Origin of the sequence: Stenotrophomonas sp. TWI377, assembly GCF_039674525.1 — a bacterium.
Classification (GTDB): Bacteria; Pseudomonadota; Gammaproteobacteria; order Xanthomonadales; family Xanthomonadaceae; genus Stenotrophomonas.
On sequence record NZ_JBDJNT010000001.1, the window covers coordinates 228,257 to 242,544 of the forward strand.

General features: G+C 62.3%; 18 protein-coding genes. 5 read left to right on the forward strand and 13 right to left on the reverse strand.

Going from position 1 to position 14,288, the window contains the following annotated elements; all coding sequences use genetic code 11:
- Positions 1 to 439: 439 nt before the first annotated feature.
- From ABE546_RS00940 to ABE546_RS00965, 6 genes are all read right to left on the reverse strand, one after another.
- Positions 440 to 2,263, reverse strand: coding sequence for a glycoside hydrolase family 15 protein (locus tag ABE546_RS00940; protein WP_346462330.1), 1,824 nt, complete (start codon positions 2,261 to 2,263; stop codon positions 440 to 442).
- A complete protein-coding gene (locus ABE546_RS00945; RefSeq protein ID WP_313218349.1) occupies positions 2,260 to 3,159 on the reverse strand; it encodes an SDR family oxidoreductase in 900 nt (299 codons plus the stop codon). Before ABE546_RS00945 ends, ABE546_RS00940 begins: the two co-directional genes overlap by 4 nt.
- A gap of 33 nt (positions 3,160 to 3,192) precedes the next feature.
- Positions 3,193 to 4,059, reverse strand: a complete 867-nt coding sequence (locus tag ABE546_RS00950) for an SDR family oxidoreductase (RefSeq protein ID WP_282261701.1) — start codon at positions 4,057 to 4,059, stop codon at positions 3,193 to 3,195.
- Positions 4,060 to 4,166: 107 nt separating this feature from the next.
- The gene (locus ABE546_RS00955) at positions 4,167 to 4,553 is read right to left on the reverse strand and encodes a sensory rhodopsin transducer (RefSeq protein ID WP_313218350.1); all 387 of its coding nucleotides are present in this window, start codon (positions 4,551 to 4,553) and stop codon (positions 4,167 to 4,169) included.
- Positions 4,550 to 5,035 (reverse strand): DUF4126 domain-containing protein, encoded by a 486-nt coding sequence (locus ABE546_RS00960; RefSeq protein WP_282261699.1) that lies wholly within the window; start codon positions 5,033 to 5,035, stop codon positions 4,550 to 4,552. The genes ABE546_RS00955 and ABE546_RS00960 overlap by 4 nt, the downstream gene beginning before the upstream one ends.
- A 40-nt stretch (positions 5,036 to 5,075) precedes the next feature.
- On the reverse strand, positions 5,076 to 5,240 hold the full coding sequence (locus ABE546_RS00965; protein ID WP_282261698.1) for a hypothetical protein: 165 nt from the start codon (positions 5,238 to 5,240) through the stop codon (positions 5,076 to 5,078).
- A gap of 180 nt (positions 5,241 to 5,420) precedes the next feature.
- On the opposite strand from ABE546_RS00965, the gene ABE546_RS00970 reads away from it, so the two are divergent.
- A complete protein-coding gene (locus tag ABE546_RS00970) occupies positions 5,421 to 6,122 on the forward strand; it encodes a glycosyltransferase (protein ID WP_282261697.1) in 702 nt (233 codons plus the stop codon).
- Positions 6,123 to 6,379: 257 nt separating this feature from the next.
- On the opposite strand, the gene ABE546_RS00975 is transcribed toward ABE546_RS00970, so the two are convergent.
- The 3 genes from ABE546_RS00975 to ABE546_RS00985 all read right to left on the reverse strand — a co-directional run bounded on the left by ABE546_RS00975 (position 6,380) and on the right by ABE546_RS00985 (position 8,364).
- On the reverse strand, positions 6,380 to 6,748 hold the full coding sequence (locus ABE546_RS00975; protein ID WP_282261695.1) for a response regulator: 369 nt from the start codon (positions 6,746 to 6,748) through the stop codon (positions 6,380 to 6,382).
- Positions 6,749 to 6,863: 115 nt separating this feature from the next.
- On the reverse strand, positions 6,864 to 7,220 hold the full coding sequence (locus ABE546_RS00980; RefSeq protein WP_282261692.1) for a response regulator: 357 nt from the start codon (positions 7,218 to 7,220) through the stop codon (positions 6,864 to 6,866).
- 1 nt (position 7,221) lies between these two features.
- A complete protein-coding gene (locus tag ABE546_RS00985; RefSeq protein WP_313218352.1) occupies positions 7,222 to 8,364 on the reverse strand; it encodes an ATP-binding protein in 1,143 nt (380 codons plus the stop codon).
- 175 nt (positions 8,365 to 8,539) lie between these two features.
- Between ABE546_RS00985 and ABE546_RS00990 the strand changes: the two genes are divergently transcribed.
- Together ABE546_RS00990 and ABE546_RS00995 are read left to right on the forward strand one after the other, a co-directional pair.
- On the forward strand, positions 8,540 to 8,902 hold the full coding sequence (locus ABE546_RS00990; protein WP_313219194.1) for a response regulator: 363 nt from the start codon (positions 8,540 to 8,542) through the stop codon (positions 8,900 to 8,902).
- A 101-nt stretch (positions 8,903 to 9,003) separates the two neighbouring features.
- Positions 9,004 to 9,513: a ferritin-like domain-containing protein gene (locus tag ABE546_RS00995; RefSeq protein ID WP_313218354.1), complete on the forward strand. Its 510-nt coding sequence runs from the start codon at positions 9,004 to 9,006 to the stop codon at positions 9,511 to 9,513.
- A gap of 72 nt (positions 9,514 to 9,585) precedes the next feature.
- On the opposite strand, the gene ABE546_RS01000 is transcribed toward ABE546_RS00995, so the two are convergent.
- Positions 9,586 to 10,086 (reverse strand): hypothetical protein, encoded by a 501-nt coding sequence (locus ABE546_RS01000; protein ID WP_313218356.1) that lies wholly within the window; start codon positions 10,084 to 10,086, stop codon positions 9,586 to 9,588.
- Between the two features lie 259 nt (positions 10,087 to 10,345).
- Here ABE546_RS01000 and ABE546_RS01005 point away from each other — a divergent pair, with 259 nt between their 5' ends.
- Positions 10,346 to 10,690: a hypothetical protein gene (locus tag ABE546_RS01005; RefSeq protein ID WP_282261680.1), complete on the forward strand. Its 345-nt coding sequence runs from the start codon at positions 10,346 to 10,348 to the stop codon at positions 10,688 to 10,690.
- Positions 10,691 to 11,390: 700 nt separating this feature from the next.
- Here ABE546_RS01005 and ABE546_RS01010 read toward each other — a convergent pair.
- Positions 11,391 to 11,786: a VOC family protein gene (locus ABE546_RS01010; protein ID WP_192083497.1), complete on the reverse strand. Its 396-nt coding sequence runs from the start codon at positions 11,784 to 11,786 to the stop codon at positions 11,391 to 11,393.
- Positions 11,783 to 12,421 carry a TetR/AcrR family transcriptional regulator gene (locus tag ABE546_RS01015; RefSeq protein ID WP_192083498.1) on the reverse strand — a complete coding sequence of 213 codons (639 nt, stop codon included), beginning with the start codon at positions 12,419 to 12,421 and terminating at the stop codon, positions 11,783 to 11,785. The genes ABE546_RS01010 and ABE546_RS01015 overlap by 4 nt, the downstream gene beginning before the upstream one ends.
- A gap of 129 nt (positions 12,422 to 12,550) precedes the next feature.
- On the opposite strand from ABE546_RS01015, the gene ABE546_RS01020 reads away from it, so the two are divergent.
- Complete coding sequence (locus ABE546_RS01020) at positions 12,551 to 13,294, forward strand: SDR family oxidoreductase (protein ID WP_192083499.1); 744 nt, start codon at positions 12,551 to 12,553, stop codon at positions 13,292 to 13,294.
- A 25-nt stretch (positions 13,295 to 13,319) separates the two neighbouring features.
- On the opposite strand, the gene ABE546_RS01025 is transcribed toward ABE546_RS01020, so the two are convergent.
- On the reverse strand, positions 13,320 to 14,228 hold the full coding sequence (locus ABE546_RS01025) for an AraC family transcriptional regulator (protein WP_192083500.1): 909 nt from the start codon (positions 14,226 to 14,228) through the stop codon (positions 13,320 to 13,322).
- Between the last annotated feature and the right edge of the window lie 60 nt (positions 14,229 to 14,288).

A 14,288-nucleotide genomic window follows, 5' to 3' on the forward strand; every position in this document is an offset into this window, starting at 1 on the left:
TTCTCGGTGCCAAAGGGTGCTGCGCCGAACGCTTGGAAGGCTCCCCAAAAGCCGAGAGCCGCGCGTTGCTGACGGCGTGATGCGAGCCACACTGGCCGCAGCGGAAAAGCGCGCCGCCCGGAAGCTCTATTAGGGAGCCACGGGAGGACGCGGTGGTCGTGCTGCAATGGCTGCATTCGACGGTAAGCGCCAGGATTCGCTCTACGTCGCCAGTAGAGGCATAGCTCGCTTCAAAGGAGCGAATGACAAAAGATGCTGAGGTGGGCATCGTTGCTCCTGAACAGGGGGGGCTGACCAGAGCATCTCCGGAAACCCGTGACGGGGTTGTCGTGAAGGGACGCAGCGTTGTTCCGTCAACGCTGCACCGCCCCTTGGGATAGGGATGCCGATGACGGGCTCGGACCCCTCAGACCGCATTTCGAGATGTCCGACGTCCGCCTTAGTCGCCATCTATCGCATAAGCGGCGTGCACCAAGGCTAAGTGACTCAGGCCCTGCGGCGTATTGCCCAGCCCTTCATCGGCTTGGGGATCCCACATCTCTGGCATAAGGCCCACGTCGTTCTGGACGCGGGCCAGCAACGATCCGAACAAGCGATCCGCTTCTTCTGCCTCCCCCAGCAGGCCGTAGGCTTCCACCATCCAAAACGCGCAACTGATGAAAGTGCCTTCGCAGTCCTGCATGCCGCTGTAGCGCCACAGCAGATTCCCGCTTTCATCCGACAGTTCGCACCGAATGGCCTCCCGAGTAGCGATGAAACGCTCCCGGCGCAGTTCGCCCAAGCCGAAGCGCGAAGCGAGCATCAGGCTCGCGTCCAGCCGGTCGCTGCCGGCATGCATCACGTAGCTCTGCTTTGCCTTATCCCAGCAGTGCTCGTCGATCCAGTCCAGGATGCGCTCTTTCTCGCGCTGCCAGCGCGGCAGACGGGCAGTGGTGATGTGGCCAGCCTCGGCGAGTTCGCAGGCTCGGCGGAGCGCCATCCAGCATTCCACCTTGGACATCGTGTAGTGCTGCGCGTCGCCCAGTTCCCAGAAGCCGCTGTCCTTGCGCATCCAGTTGTCGGCGCATTCGTCAGCCAGTTCGAACAAGAGCCGGGCAGTTGTGGGGTCGAGGATGTGGCCGGCTTCGATCATCCGGCTGGCCATTTCCAATACGTCGCCGTAGGCGCAGGTCTGCAACTGCTCAGAGGCCGCATTACCCACGCGCACTGGTTGGCTGTTGCGGTAGCCCGGCACATCGATACAGCGTTCCTCTTCGACCCGCTCGCCGCGAAGGGTGTAGCACGGCGCAAGCCCGGGACGGTGGCGACCGATGGTGGTCATCAGCCAGCTGAAGCCGGCCTTGGCGTCGGGCAGGGCACCCACGCGCAGGAAGGTCTTGATGACGTATGCGGCATCGCGAACCCAGGCGTAGCGGTAGTCCCAGTTCTTGTCGCCGCCGATGCGCTCGGGCAACGAAGCGCTCACCGCTGCGGCGATGGCCCCGGTGGGCGCGAACCAAAGGAATTTGAGCGCCAGCGCCGATCGGATGACTTCAGCGCGGCGGCTTGCGTCGCAGTGCAGGTCGTCCACCCACTGGCGCCACTCCCGATCGGAGCGGTCGATGCGGGTATCGATATCCACTAAAGGCGGAACTGGGAGCACTTCGTCCTGAGAGGCGAGCAGAGCGATGATCTCCTTGTCGCCGGTCCGAAGGGTCACGGTGCCGCGGAGTTCCCGGTCATCGCAATTGCCGATCTGCACGCGTTCGGAATAGCGCAGCATCGTCATCACGGGGCCGGCGTGATGCACGCATCCGTTTGGGGTATCGCTCATCCAGGGCGTGCAGGCCCCAGCCCGGGTGCCCGGCTGGTAGAGCAGATCGAAGGTGACCTCTCCCTCCAAGCCTTCCAGCCGGCGGCCCAGCTCGGACCAAGGCAGCCGCCCGGCCGGGCCGCTGTTGAGCGACTCGGTCACCCGGGCCAGGCCGGTGTCGGTGCGGACGTGCGTTTCCAACACGTTGCTGTTGTCGCGGTAGCGCCGCTGCACCTGCTGAACGTCGCGGGCTTGGAGCACAAAACGACCGCCGGCCGGGGCATCGAGCAGGCGGTCGAGCAAGGGCGGTGCGTCCATGCACGGGGCGCACCACCAGTCGATGCTGCCATCCGGCGCGATGAGCGCACTGGAGCGCCCATCGCCAATGGCGGCGTAGGAGTGGATGGGCGCATACCCGTCCGCGTCGCGCTCGGCAGGCACGCTATCGGCATCGCTGGAGCCAGCGGTCACGGCAGCAGCATGCCGCCGGTGGCGCCGATCACCTCGCCGGTGATGTAGCTCGACTCCTGGGTGGCCAGCAGGACGTAGGCCGACGCCATTTCCACCGGCTGGCCCGCACGCTTCAGCGGCGTCTGCGAGCCGAACTCCGGGATAGCCTCGGGCGGCTGTCCGCCTGCAGGCTGCAAGGGCGTCCAGATCGGACCCGGAGCGACCGCGTTCACGCGGACGCCGCGCTGGGCCACCTGCTGGGCCAGGGCCTTGGTAAAGTTCACAATGGCCGCCTTGGTGGGAGCGTAGTCCAGCAGGTTGGGCGAGGGCTGATAAGCCTGGATGGACGCGGTGTTGATGATGGTGGCGCCGGCCGGCAGATGCGGCAGGGCAGCCTTGCACACCCAGAACAGCGCGTGCACGTTGGTGCGGAAGGTGGCGTCGAATTGCTCGGAGGTGAGGTCTTCGATCTTTTCCACGGCCAACTGTTTGCCGGCGATGTTGGCGACCACGTCCAGCCCGCCCAGGCCCTTGACCGCCTGCGCCACCAAGTCGCCGCAGAACTGCTCGTCCTGGAGGTCACCCGGGATGGCGATCGCCTTGCGGCCTTCGGCTTCAATCAGCGCCACCACTTCGGCAGCGTCGTCTTCTTCTTCGGGCAGGTAGTTCAGCGCCACGTCGGCGCCTTCGCGCGCGAAGGCAATGGCCACCGCGCGGCCGATGCCGGAATCGGCGCCGGTCACCAGCGCCTTGCGACCCTTCATGCGCCCCAGGCCTACGTAGCTTTTCTCGCCATGGTCGGCCGCCGGCTTGAGCTCATGAACAGTGCCGGGCGGGGTTTGAACCTGGGCCGGGTAGGTCGGCTGTGGGAACTGGGTCAGCGGGTTCTGCATGTCGTATTGGTTGCGGGACGTCATTGGAATCCTTGGGGGAGGAGGGAGATACAGGCCTTACAGGGTGACCGCGCCGCCGGAGACGGTAAGCAGTGCGCCGGAGGTGTAGCTCGCGCTGTCGGCAGCGAGCATCACGTAGGCCGAGGCGAGCTCTGCCGGCTGGCCGGGACGACCGAACGGGGTCTGGCTGCCGAACTGCTCAACTTCCTCTGCGGCCATGCCGGCGGGAATGAAAGGCGTCCAGATCGGGCCGGGCAATACTGCGTTGACACGGATGCCCTTCTCGGCGAGAAGACCGGCCAGGCCGATGGTGAGGTTGGCCACCGCGCCCTTGGTGGCCGAGTAAGGCAGGATGTTGGGCGTGGGCTTCTTGGAGTTCACGGAGGCGGTATTGATGACCGAGCCGCCGTCCTGCAGGTGCGGCACGCACAAACGGGTCAGGTTGAAGACGGCATGCACATTGGTATCGAACGTCTTTCGCCAGTCGTCCAACGTGATGTCATCAAAGGATTCGTAGTAGCGCTGATACGCGGCGTTGTTGACCAGAATGTCCAGGCCCCCAAGTTCGCGAGTGACCTGCTCGATGAGCGCTTCAGCCTGGGCGTCGTCGCTGATGTCGCAGGGGCACAGGACGGCCTTCTGGCCCGCCTCTTCTATGAGGACCCCAATGCTGGCGGCATCCTTCTCCTCGCCCTCAAGGAACGCGATCGCCACATCGGCGCCTTCCCGGGCGTAGGCAATGGCTACTGCCGCACCAATACCGCTGTCGCCGCCGGTAATCAGCGCTTTCTTGCCTTTCAGCATGCCGTGACCAACGTAGCTTTCCTCACCGTGGTCTGGCCGAGGATCGAGCTTGTCGGTCTTGCCGGGAAACGACTGCTGCTGCGCCTTGAACGGCGGCCGGGGATAGTTGGGCACGGGCATTTGCTGAGCCTCTATTGGGTTGAGGAAGGTCAGTGTGCGGACGCCTTGGTAAACGTCGCGGCCCAGTGGTGTCGATGCGATGTGCAGGGGTCGGATCGACCGGAGGGTCAGAGCGGGTAGGCGATGGTCGTCATGATGCTGTTCTCGGCTTGGCGTGAATCAAGCCGGGTGTGCTGGACGACGACCGGAACATCGGATTCGATGACGCACGAAAAACCCACGCCACGGGGCACCGGGGCAGGCACCTCGAGATCGTTGAAGCGCTTGTGACACGTGCGCCGGGCGGGGACGGTGAAGCGGTAAGGGCCCTGCGGGTCGCGATCCTCGAAATACAGCGTCAGGGTGATCGCCGCATCGGTGGAACCGGTGTTGAGGATGCAGCAGGTCTCGTGGCTTTGCAGCTCTGGTTCCGGCCCGTTGCTCCACGCAGGGATGTAGCCCTCGGCGATAGCCCAGCACCGCCGACCGAGGGACGTCCGCTCATTGAGGTTCATCCGCGACGTCCCCTTGGCTTGGCGCCCCCGGCAGCCCATTGTGTGATGAGGGCAGCACTGCCGACGGCAATGGCGTCTTCCACGGCGCCGGTGCTGCTTTGACCGTAGCGGGCGATCGCCCGCATGCGCAGGTTGAAGGTCACGTAGGCCATACCAACGGCGGCGCCTGCACCCAGAAGCGCGCCCAGCTTTCGCTGCCGATGGGGAGCGAGCGCTGCGCCTGCAATCATCCCGGTAGCGACGCGCGCAACCATGCCTGCCGGAACGATGCGGTCGGGGGCCGTTTTCATCTTGTCACCAACGAGCTCACCGCCTGCCAACGCGAGCATCCCTGCGGAAGCGAGCTTGTTGGCCAGAAGGCGAGGGGCACCGTTATCGGCCGGCAAGTTACCGCTCCGCGCGGCGTTGGTCACCGCGGCCAAGGGGGTCATCGCGCGCATTCCTGCGACGGCTCCCATCAAAATCGAATGGATCAAGGCCATCTGGCTCTCCTGAATAGGGTGGAATCGCCGGAGCCGGCCCTCAGGGCTTTGCCGGACGCTCGTAATCTTCCGGTTTGGCGGTGTGCTCCGCCTCAGGCATGTCCTTGTCTTTCCACGTGGCGTCATCGTTCCGGAGCTTGTCCGGGGTGTGCGCTTTATCCTGGTCATCCACGTCGGCGCCGGGATTAAGGGGCAGTTTGCTCATGGGTCGCTCCGTGTTGGTGTCAACCTCTATGCTGCTCCCGCCGCCATGAGAACGGCGTTTGGGCGGACTCCACATTTTCACGACGCCGCGGTCACCGTCTGGCTACGTTGACGCGGGTATCTGTTCGTCGCAACGGACGGAGGACCTTACGATGCATGGACCGACCAGGGAGGGCCTGCGGTGATCGCAGTGATAGTTCCGGCCCACAATGAGGCAGCAGACATTGGCCGCTGCCTGGAATCAATCACCGTGGCCGCCAGGCATCCTGGACTTCGAGGCGAGCCCGTAGTGGCAGTCGTGGCGCTCGATGCCTGCACCGATAAAACGCCAGACGTATGTTTGCACCACGGTGCCGTGGCCATCTCGATTGAGGCACGGTGCGTGGGCGTGGCACGTGCGGCGGCTGCCAGCCATGCCCTTGGCTTGGGTGCGCGCTGGATAGCCAGCACTGACGCCGATACGCACGTCCCGTTTGACTGGCTCTGGAAACAAGCAAGCTGTGGGGCCGATGCGTTTTGCGGCGTAGTGGAGGTGCGTGACTGGCTTGATTACCCGGCTGCCGTGCGCCAAGCATTCGCTAGGCGCGAGCATGCGCGCGAAGGCCATCGCCATATCCACGGTGCCAACATGGGTGTCAGTGCTGCGGCCTATCGGGAGGTGGGCGGCTTCTCACCGCTGTTCACGGGGGAGGATGTGGCGCTGGCTCAGGCGCTTCAGCGCTCGGGGGCCAGCATCGCTTGGCGAGCTCGACCAGTCGTCACCACGAGTGCCCGCCGGTCAGCCAGGGCACCTCACGGGTTCAGTGGCTTCCTGCGTGCCTTGGAACGCGAAGTGCTCGAAGCGGGTGGGGCGTTGTTACCATCGCGGGAACTGGTGCGATGACGCTGAGGCCAGAGGAAGTCCAGACCCCAGGTGGATGGCTCCGCTGCCCGGTCTCCGTATGCGGGGACAATGTCCGGTGCTTTCCAAGCTCCCGGCAGTCCGGGGGTGCATGGTCTCGCGTGACCATCTTGGGCGAGGGGCATTCGTCCACAAGGTGGAAAAGCGGGACGAGGGCAAAGTTGGAGCATCTACGAATAGCCCCAAGTTGCACGTGGGAGCAGGGATGCTCATGTGCGCCCTGAATCGCCATAGCTGCACTAGGGCCTGAGCCTACTCACCAGGTGCAGAAGCTCTTTGACACTGAACGGTTTGGTGACAAATGGCGCGCCCTGATGCCGCTTCGGAACCGCTTGAAAGTAGACAGCGGAAGCGAATAAGAACGGGATTCCACGAGCCGCCATTTGATCTGCAACAGGGAACACCGGCCCGTCTCGCAGCTCAACGTCCAAAATGGCCGCATCAACGGTGTGGCTGGCAAGGGAGCTTAGCGCATCGGCAACAGAATACGCAGGCACGACCCGAAATCCCGCATCGCCTAAAGCCTCGACAAAAAGCCTGGAGAGCTCGATCTCGTCCTCGACTACCAAAATGACACTGCCTGATTCAGATTCAGCCGGACGGGTCATGAACTAATGAAGTTGCGGAGAGAATCGAATCGTCCTCTTCGACGTGTCAACGTCGAGCCAAGGGCTTTTGGCTCTGCGTTGACATGCACGCGCCGATAGGCGATGGATTCGTGGCTCAATTCAATTGTTCGTGGATCGCAGTGATGAGCTGTTTGAAGCGGTAAGGCTTCGGCAGAAAACGCACGGACGCAGGAATGGGGGGGAGCTGGGAGCGCTGGAGCCCGGACACCACCAACACACGGGCGCCGGGCTGCGTTTCGGCGACCGCAGCCGCCACCTCAAGGCCTGAAACACCACCCGGCATGCTGACATCCGTAACCACCACGGCGTATTGCGTTTCACCCCTCAACTGGGCGATCGCTTCTATTCCATCGGATGCGGGAGTGACCGCGAAACCCTGATCGGACAACGCTTGGGTCACCACCGAGCGCAAATCGGCTTCGTCTTCAACGAACAGCAAATTAATGGGCATATCAAGGCTCGTGGATAGGAAAGCAAAGCACGATGCGGGTCCCTTTTCCCGGAACGCTGCTCAGTTGGGGAAAGCCGCCTGATTGTTTCGTGAAACCAAACACCTGGCTAAGCCCTAGACCGCTGCCCCGTCCCACGGGCTTTGTGGTGAAAAATGGTTCGAACACGCGTGCCTGCTGGGCGATTGGAATGCCCTCACCATCATCCGCAACGGTCACGCAGACGTGAGGCGCAGGGGCGTGACCCTCTGAGGCAGGATCGAGGGTCTCCTTGGCGCTGGCTGAGATGGTGATAGTGCCGCCGTCGGGCATCGCATCGCGGCTGTTGCACACGAGGTTTAGGACCGCTGCCTCAAGTTGTGCCTTGTCGACGAATACCAAGGGGAGATGCTGGTCGAGGTCGAAGGTCACCTCGACCCCGTCTCCCGCCGAACGCTGCAAGAGTTCATGGGATTCTCGCAGCGCGGCGGCGACATTCAAGGGTTCGGGAGACAGCTTCTGGCCTCGGCCAAACGTCAGTAGTTGTCGCGAGAGCAGCGCCCCACGCTCCGCCGCCCGTAGGGCCGTCTCTATCAGCTTCGACGCAGGGCCGTCCTTAACCCTCAAGCTGATGAGGTCAAGGCAGTTGACAATGATGGTCAGGAGGTTATTGAAGTCATGGGCCAATCCAAGGGTCAGCTTGCCGATGGCTTCCATTTTCTGTGCTTGCAGCAGGCTGTGCTGGACCTTTTCTAGCCGCTCTTGAGCGTCATGACGCTCAGTGATGTCTCTGGTCACTTTGGCGTATCCCACCAACGTGCCGTCGATCCAGATGGGATCGATCACTACGCTTGCCAAGAAGCGTGAACCGTCTTGCCGGACCCGCCACCCCTCCTCGATACACCGTCCCTCCGCGGCTGCTGTCCGCAGGTTGCGCTGAGGCACGCCCGCAGCGGCATCCTCGGGGAGGTAGAACCGGGAGAAATTTGTTCCAATGACATCTTGGGCGGTGTAGCCCTTGATCCGCTGCCCGCCCGGGTTCCAAGTCCGAATTACGCCATGCTCGTCAAGCATGTAAATTGCATAGTCAGTGACGGAGTTGACCAAGAGGACGAACTGTCGGGACTCGTCATTCAACACGTCTTTGGGGTGTTCCAACTGTGTCACGTCCATCTCCCCGGCATCGCGTCACCCTAAGGGATGGTTTGTAAAGAAATCGTAAAAATGCGTGCTCCCGTGCTCGCTTTGATGTGGCCTTTACACACTGATGCTGCGTCATGGTCACACTGTATCTGCATGGACAGAACGCGACACGCGGGAGGGTGGCCGTATGGCAGACGGAATGGGAGCAGTGAGTGTATTCCTGGTAGAGGATGAGCCGAGCTTGATGTATGTGCTTGAGGAGTCGATCAAGACCCTTGGTTACGCGGTCATTGAGAAGGCGGAGTACCTGCCGGACGCTCTGGAGCGCGCGAAAAGTGTCGCGTTCGATGTGGCAATGCTGGACGTCAATCTGCATGGGCAAGAGTCCTTCCCTGTTGCAGACGTTCTGATGGAGCGGGGAATCCCGTTTGTCTTTACAACGGGGTTTGGTAAAACCACTTTGCCTGAGCGCTTCAAGCGCGCCCCTCTGATGGAGAAGCCGTTTCGTCTCAAAGACATCCATCGCGCGATCACTGAGCTTCAAGGGAAGCTGTCGGCTTGACCGGGTCTTTATAACTTCGCCTGGTCTTCACCCAAACATCGCCTCCCGGCGATGCCTCGCTGGATAGGGTGCGTTCTCCCTTGTCCAACCAGGAGATTTCCATGGCCGAACCCAAAGAGAACCTGCTTGACTGGCTGCGCGACGCCCATGCAATGGAGCAGCAGGCGGAGACGATGTTGAAGGGGCAGGCGTCCCGTATTGAGCACTATCCCGTGCTGAAGGCGCGGATCGAAGAGCACATCCAAGAGACGATCGGACAACGAGAGCTGCTCGAGGGCTGCATCAAGCGCCTCGGCGGCTCTCCATCCACCATCAAAGACGTGATGGGAAAAATGGCCGCATTCGGCCAGGCGCTGGGTGGGATGACCGCATCCGACGAGATCGTGAAAGGCGCGATGGCCGGCTACGTGTTCGAGCACTTTGAAATTGCCTCATACACCGCTTTGATCGCAGCGGCCAAGACCGCCGGTGACCCGGAAACCGCACGCGTGTGTCAGGAAATTCTGGTCCAGGAAGAGGCGATGGCCGACTGGCTTGCAACGCATTTGCCGGAAGTTACCGAAGAGTTCCTGGTGCGCGATGCCGCCCCTGGTGTTGAGGCAAAGAAGTAAAGTCCCGCTCATCATTGCCGACGCCCCGTCGGAGGGGTTTCACTCTCCGACGGGGCGACGAGGACGCCCGGTTTATCTTGTCCGCCGGTAGCTCAAGCATCGACGGAGTTCACCCAGGGCCGGCAAGACCACCAGAAGCATCGCGGGCACAAGCGCAAAGGCCCATAAGGCGGCTGGCGCCGGGTCAAACGCCACGACTGGTCCGACATGGGTGCTGGGCAGTGACCAGTAAACGGCACCTACCGCGACCCACGGCGCTAAGTCCAGAATACTGTGAACGTGCTGCTCCAAGGGGCGAATCGCGCGCTTGGGATAGGCCACCCGCGTGTCCCAATAGCCTGTTATTGCGTGCAGGCACACCAGTGCCAAGAGGATGGCGAAAAGCCCATGCGAGGCTCCGAATCCCAGCCAAAGAGCCGTCGCCAGCCCGAGGATCGCAATCTGAGCCAAGTGCAGCCTTGACTCCGGAATGCCCGAGGTGGATTCGATACTGCTGGCCCTGTGCAGCCAGAAATCCATGGCGCCCGCAACCAACCAAAGGACATACAGGACATGCCAGGCCGTTACGTCCATGGCGGGATCGGGCTTTCGATGTTGAAGGTCCGGCTGCGTCTAAAGCTCATAGCGATTCCTCCTGACAGGTCAAGCATCGGTTGGTCCGGAAATTCTAGAAAAGCCGCTCGCACGACGATGTGTTTTCGGCACGAGGGACTTACCCGTTCCGCTTGACGGGCCTGAGATTCCCTCGGTTTGACGGACCCTTGACGCCACGCTGACACGCCGTGCCGTCTGGGGAGCGGATATTCGTCTTCAACCTTGTCAGGAGAAACGTATGAGTGCTTATCCACAATTTACGGCAGCAACGCCGCGGGTAACTCGGATGGAGATGGCTGATCTGTACGTGGGCGATGACACCACCGTGGTCCAGCTGGACGCGCTCCCCTGCGAGGCCTGGATCAAGAACCTCCGAGAATTGGTGAGTCAGTGCTCAGAGCTCGCCGGAGCAAAGGTGGAGGTGGAGGGCTCGTGGGTCCACTTCATCGGAGTACGGAAGGCTTTTGGCCCTGTTGCGCCCCGCGTATTGGAAGTCATCGCAGCCGCAGGCGAGATGGCCTATGCCCCCCACACCGTTCGGCCGTCATTGTTTACCTCGGCCGCGGACTTAGCGATGCAGTGACACGGCGCCAGTGACGCCGACCGCCCAAATGCTTCCAAGGGCGCTCACGGGATGACCATGGCTGATGACAAGAGACTGGACACGGTATCGATTCCCTGCGCGGTGTTATCCAGCCGGAATAACTCAACTAGACTCTAGTACCCCCGGGGGAGATCGAAGGTGCAGAGGGTTCAGATGAGCGAGCGCATGACCCTCAGCCATGCCACCCATGCCACCCAATGCGATGGCGCTCCACACAGGCGGCCAGTTCCCGGCGGACTACCTGGGATCCGCTCGTGGCCAGAAGTGGACCTTGGCCCCACGGATAGCACAAGGGACCTGCTATCCAATTTTATCGCTTTGGTGACGAGGCAACAGGCGCCCCTATTTGGATGCACCCTTGGTCACTCGCCGCGCCTGTCTCAAGTGTCGGGGCGTCCGCTGGCCAAAATGGGGTGCAGGCTCGGTCTTAGCTTTCTCGCTCAACGGGATCGGTTAGGGATGTTTATCGGGGGTAGGCGGAGTTTCGCTACTGGCAGAAGCAAGCGTTCCCCGAGCAATGGATCAGGGCTCCAGATCACGACTAAGGTTGACGAGACCACACCGTCGCCCGCGCGTCCCCGTTTGCTAGAGAAAGCCCTTAGTCCAACTATTCCTACTAGTTCCTTAAACATGCGGGAGCAGATACTGCTGATCACCAAGGCAGGAAGCTTCTGCACGGTCAGGACTGACGTTGGCAGACCACCTCCACGTTGACGCCATCTGGGTCCAGCACGTAGGCGGCGTAGTAGTGCGGGTGATACTGCAGCCGTATGCCAGGTGGCCCATTGTCGACACCACCAGCGGCCACCGCCTCACGGTGGAATGCGTCGACGGCTGCCCGGCTGTCGGTCGCGAACGCGATGTGCGTGCCCGTCCCCGGTGCCTCATGGTCGTGAATCCATAGGCATGGATAGCCCTCCTTGCCGAAACCATGGCGGGAGCCGCCGGTGCGAGTGCGCTCGGGGCCAATGGTGATGACGAGGAGGATTTCTAGAGGAGCCAGGGCGGCTTCGTAAAAGCGCCGGGATGTCTCAGCATCGCTGACCGCAAACTCAATGTGATCAAGGATCGTCATGACGTGGATTGCTCCGAGGTAGCTAAGAACGTTTCGAAGGCGAGGCCGGCAAGTTTGGCGACCGAAGTCACTCGGGGCCTGGACAATCCGGCGCGTGCCGAAGCAGACAAGCCCTGCAATGTCGTCACGACGTAATCGGCCAGTTCGCGCGCACGCTGCGGCTCTGACCGGCTGATGTAATGCTCGATGAAGGTGGCAGAGGCGTCCGCGTAGGCACCGGCCAATGCACGCGCCTGCGGATCATCAGCGCGCATCCCTTCGGCCGCCATGCAGCCACGCCGGGATTTCGATCTGGTATAGAGGGCTGCGGCATGCAGCAGGAGGTCGCTGATGGCCTCACCCAGCTGCCGATCAGGCGTCAGGATCCTGTCTGCTGGCAGGTTCGCCTCTTCCACATAAACCGCTAGACATCGCTCGAACAGGCCAGCCTTGTTTCCATAGGCGGCGTACAGACTCGGTGGATTGATGTCGAGCGCGCGGACGAGCTCGGAGATGCCCACCGCGTCATATCCCCGTTCGTGGAAAAGATCTTTTGCGATGAGAACGCCCGCCTCGCGGTCAAAGGGGCGCCGTGATGGCCGCGCCGACGAAGGCGAATCCTTGAAGCGGGTCGATCCTGGAAGTTTCTGGCTCATGGTTTCCTCCGACGTCGGCGTAGCTGCGTGGGTGGCGAAGTGTTGCGAGGACGCAGTGGCATGTTTGCGTCCGTTGCTTTAGTGGTCACTATATACTAGATTAGTGATCACTACAACGCGGAGCGTGCAATGTACAACTTGAACAATAAAACAGCTGTTGTGACTGGCGGTGGCAGTGGAATCGGCCTGGCGATCGCCAAACGGCTGACGCAGGAGGGGGCCCGGGTGGTCATCACAGGCAGGCGCCAGCAGGTACTGGATGAAGCGCTTGCCACGCTGGGCGAAAACGCGGTCGGGCTGGTCGCCGACGTCAGCAGCGCGTCCAGCCTGGAGGCGCTGTATACCGAGGTGAAACGGCTTTTCGGCGGGATCGACGTGCTGGTGGCCAACGCAGGTGGTGGTGTACATGCACCACTTGGAAAGATCACCGAGGAGCAGATCGACCAGCAGTTCTCGACCAACGTAAAGGGCGTAGTGCTGACGCTGCAGGGTGCGCTGCCCCTGCTTGGCTCCGGATCGAGCGTGGTGATCATCGGGTCGACGTCCTCCATGGATCCGGGCCCTACCATGAGCATCTACGGCGGTACCAAGGCGGCAGTTCGCAACATGGTCCGGAGCTGGACGGCCGAACTCAAAGGGACGGGGATCCGGATCAATATCCTGAGCCCTGGGCCGACCAATACGCCATCGCTGCGCGAAGCTTTCGGAGACGATGCCGAGGCGGGCATGGCGTTTCTGACGGCAAAAAGTCCGCTGGGCCGCATCGGCGAGCCGGAGGAAATCGCGTCGGCCGTCGCGTTCCTGGCAAGTGATGCAGCCAGCTACGTCAATGGCGTAGAGCTGTTTGCTGACGGTGGCGCTTCCCAGAGCTGACCGGGGGCAGGGCTGCACCCGCCGGCTAGGCGAGTGCAGGTCCGCGGACGCTCGCCATGATGCGTGCAGCGTCCCGGGAAGGCGGCAGACCGAACGCGCGTACGTACTCTCGACTGAACTGCGTCGGGCTTTCGTAGCCCACATCAAGCGCGGTCGCGGTCACGCTCTTGCCATGCGCCGTCAACAGCTGGCGTGCCTGCAGCAGGCGCAGCTGCTTCTGGTACTGAAGCGGACTCAGTGCGGTGGCGGACTTGAAGTGACGGTGGAAGGCCGACTCGCTCATTGCCACCTGTTCGGCCAAGGCGGCGATTCGAAGCGGTTTGGCGTAGTCGCTACGGATGCGCTGGATCGCGCTGCTGATACGCGCCAGCGCCGAATCCGGCGTGGCCAACTGTCGCAGCATGCATCCGTGTGGTCCCTGCAGCACGCGGTACAGGATCTCGCGCTCGTAGGCCGGGGCCAGTGCAGGTATCTCGCCGGGGCGTTCCATCAGGCGCAGCATGCGCACCCACGCATCCATCAGCTCCGGGGTGACGGCAGCGACGTTGAAGGCCTCGGTCTGGGTGGAGGGCTCGCCGCGCCCGGTGGCGGCATCGGTGGTGTCGCACAGCAGCGCTGCGAGGATGCTCGGGTCCAGCGTGAGGCTCACCGCCAGGTACGGTTCGCCGCTGCTGGCCGGGTGCACGGCACCCACCGCCGGTAGGTCCACGGACATGATGAAATAAGTGGCGGGGTCGTAGTGGAGCGTCTTCTCACCCACCGTCATGGATTTGGTGCCCTGCAGGATCAGGTTGATCATCGGCTCGTATACGGCCGCCAAGGCATGCTCCGGGATCTCCCCCTGCACCATGGCCACACGGGGAATACCCGTATCAGTGCGGCGATTTTCGGCATGCGCCGCGAGCCGGCGCAGTTCATCCAGTGCGTTTTCCATGGCCACATTGGACACCCACCGGAGCGGGCTGGCAAGGCGAGGAGCAGGAATAGGCAGGAA

Coding starts and splice junctions, on each gene's coding strand:
- ABE546_RS00945 (WP_313218349.1), bottom strand. CDS start 3,159: ATGACGTCCCGCAACCAATACGACATGCAGAACCCGCTGACCCAGTTC.
- ABE546_RS00950 (WP_282261701.1), bottom strand. CDS start 4,059: ATGCCCGTGCCCAACTATCCCCGGCCGCCGTTCAAGGCGCAGCAGCAG.
- ABE546_RS00955 (WP_313218350.1), bottom strand. CDS start 4,553: ATGAACCTCAATGAGCGGACGTCCCTCGGTCGGCGGTGCTGGGCTATC.
- ABE546_RS00960 (WP_282261699.1), bottom strand. CDS start 5,035: ATGGCCTTGATCCATTCGATTTTGATGGGAGCCGTCGCAGGAATGCGC.
- ABE546_RS00965 (WP_282261698.1), bottom strand. CDS start 5,240: ATGAGCAAACTGCCCCTTAATCCCGGCGCCGACGTGGATGACCAGGAT.
- ABE546_RS00975 (WP_282261695.1), bottom strand. CDS start 6,748: ATGACCCGTCCGGCTGAATCTGAATCAGGCAGTGTCATTTTGGTAGTC.
- ABE546_RS00980 (WP_282261692.1), bottom strand. CDS start 7,220: ATGCCCATTAATTTGCTGTTCGTTGAAGACGAAGCCGATTTGCGCTCG.
- ABE546_RS00990 (WP_313219194.1), top strand. CDS start 8,540: ATGGGAGCAGTGAGTGTATTCCTGGTAGAGGATGAGCCGAGCTTGATG.
- ABE546_RS00995 (WP_313218354.1), top strand. CDS start 9,004: ATGGCCGAACCCAAAGAGAACCTGCTTGACTGGCTGCGCGACGCCCAT.
- ABE546_RS01000 (WP_313218356.1), bottom strand. CDS start 10,086: ATGGACGTAACGGCCTGGCATGTCCTGTATGTCCTTTGGTTGGTTGCG.
- ABE546_RS01005 (WP_282261680.1), top strand. CDS start 10,346: ATGAGTGCTTATCCACAATTTACGGCAGCAACGCCGCGGGTAACTCGG.
- ABE546_RS01010 (WP_192083497.1), bottom strand. CDS start 11,786: ATGACGATCCTTGATCACATTGAGTTTGCGGTCAGCGATGCTGAGACA.
- ABE546_RS01015 (WP_192083498.1), bottom strand. CDS start 12,421: ATGAGCCAGAAACTTCCAGGATCGACCCGCTTCAAGGATTCGCCTTCG.
- ABE546_RS01020 (WP_192083499.1), top strand. CDS start 12,551: ATGTACAACTTGAACAATAAAACAGCTGTTGTGACTGGCGGTGGCAGT.
- ABE546_RS01025 (WP_192083500.1), bottom strand. CDS start 14,228: ATGGAAAACGCACTGGATGAACTGCGCCGGCTCGCGGCGCATGCCGAA.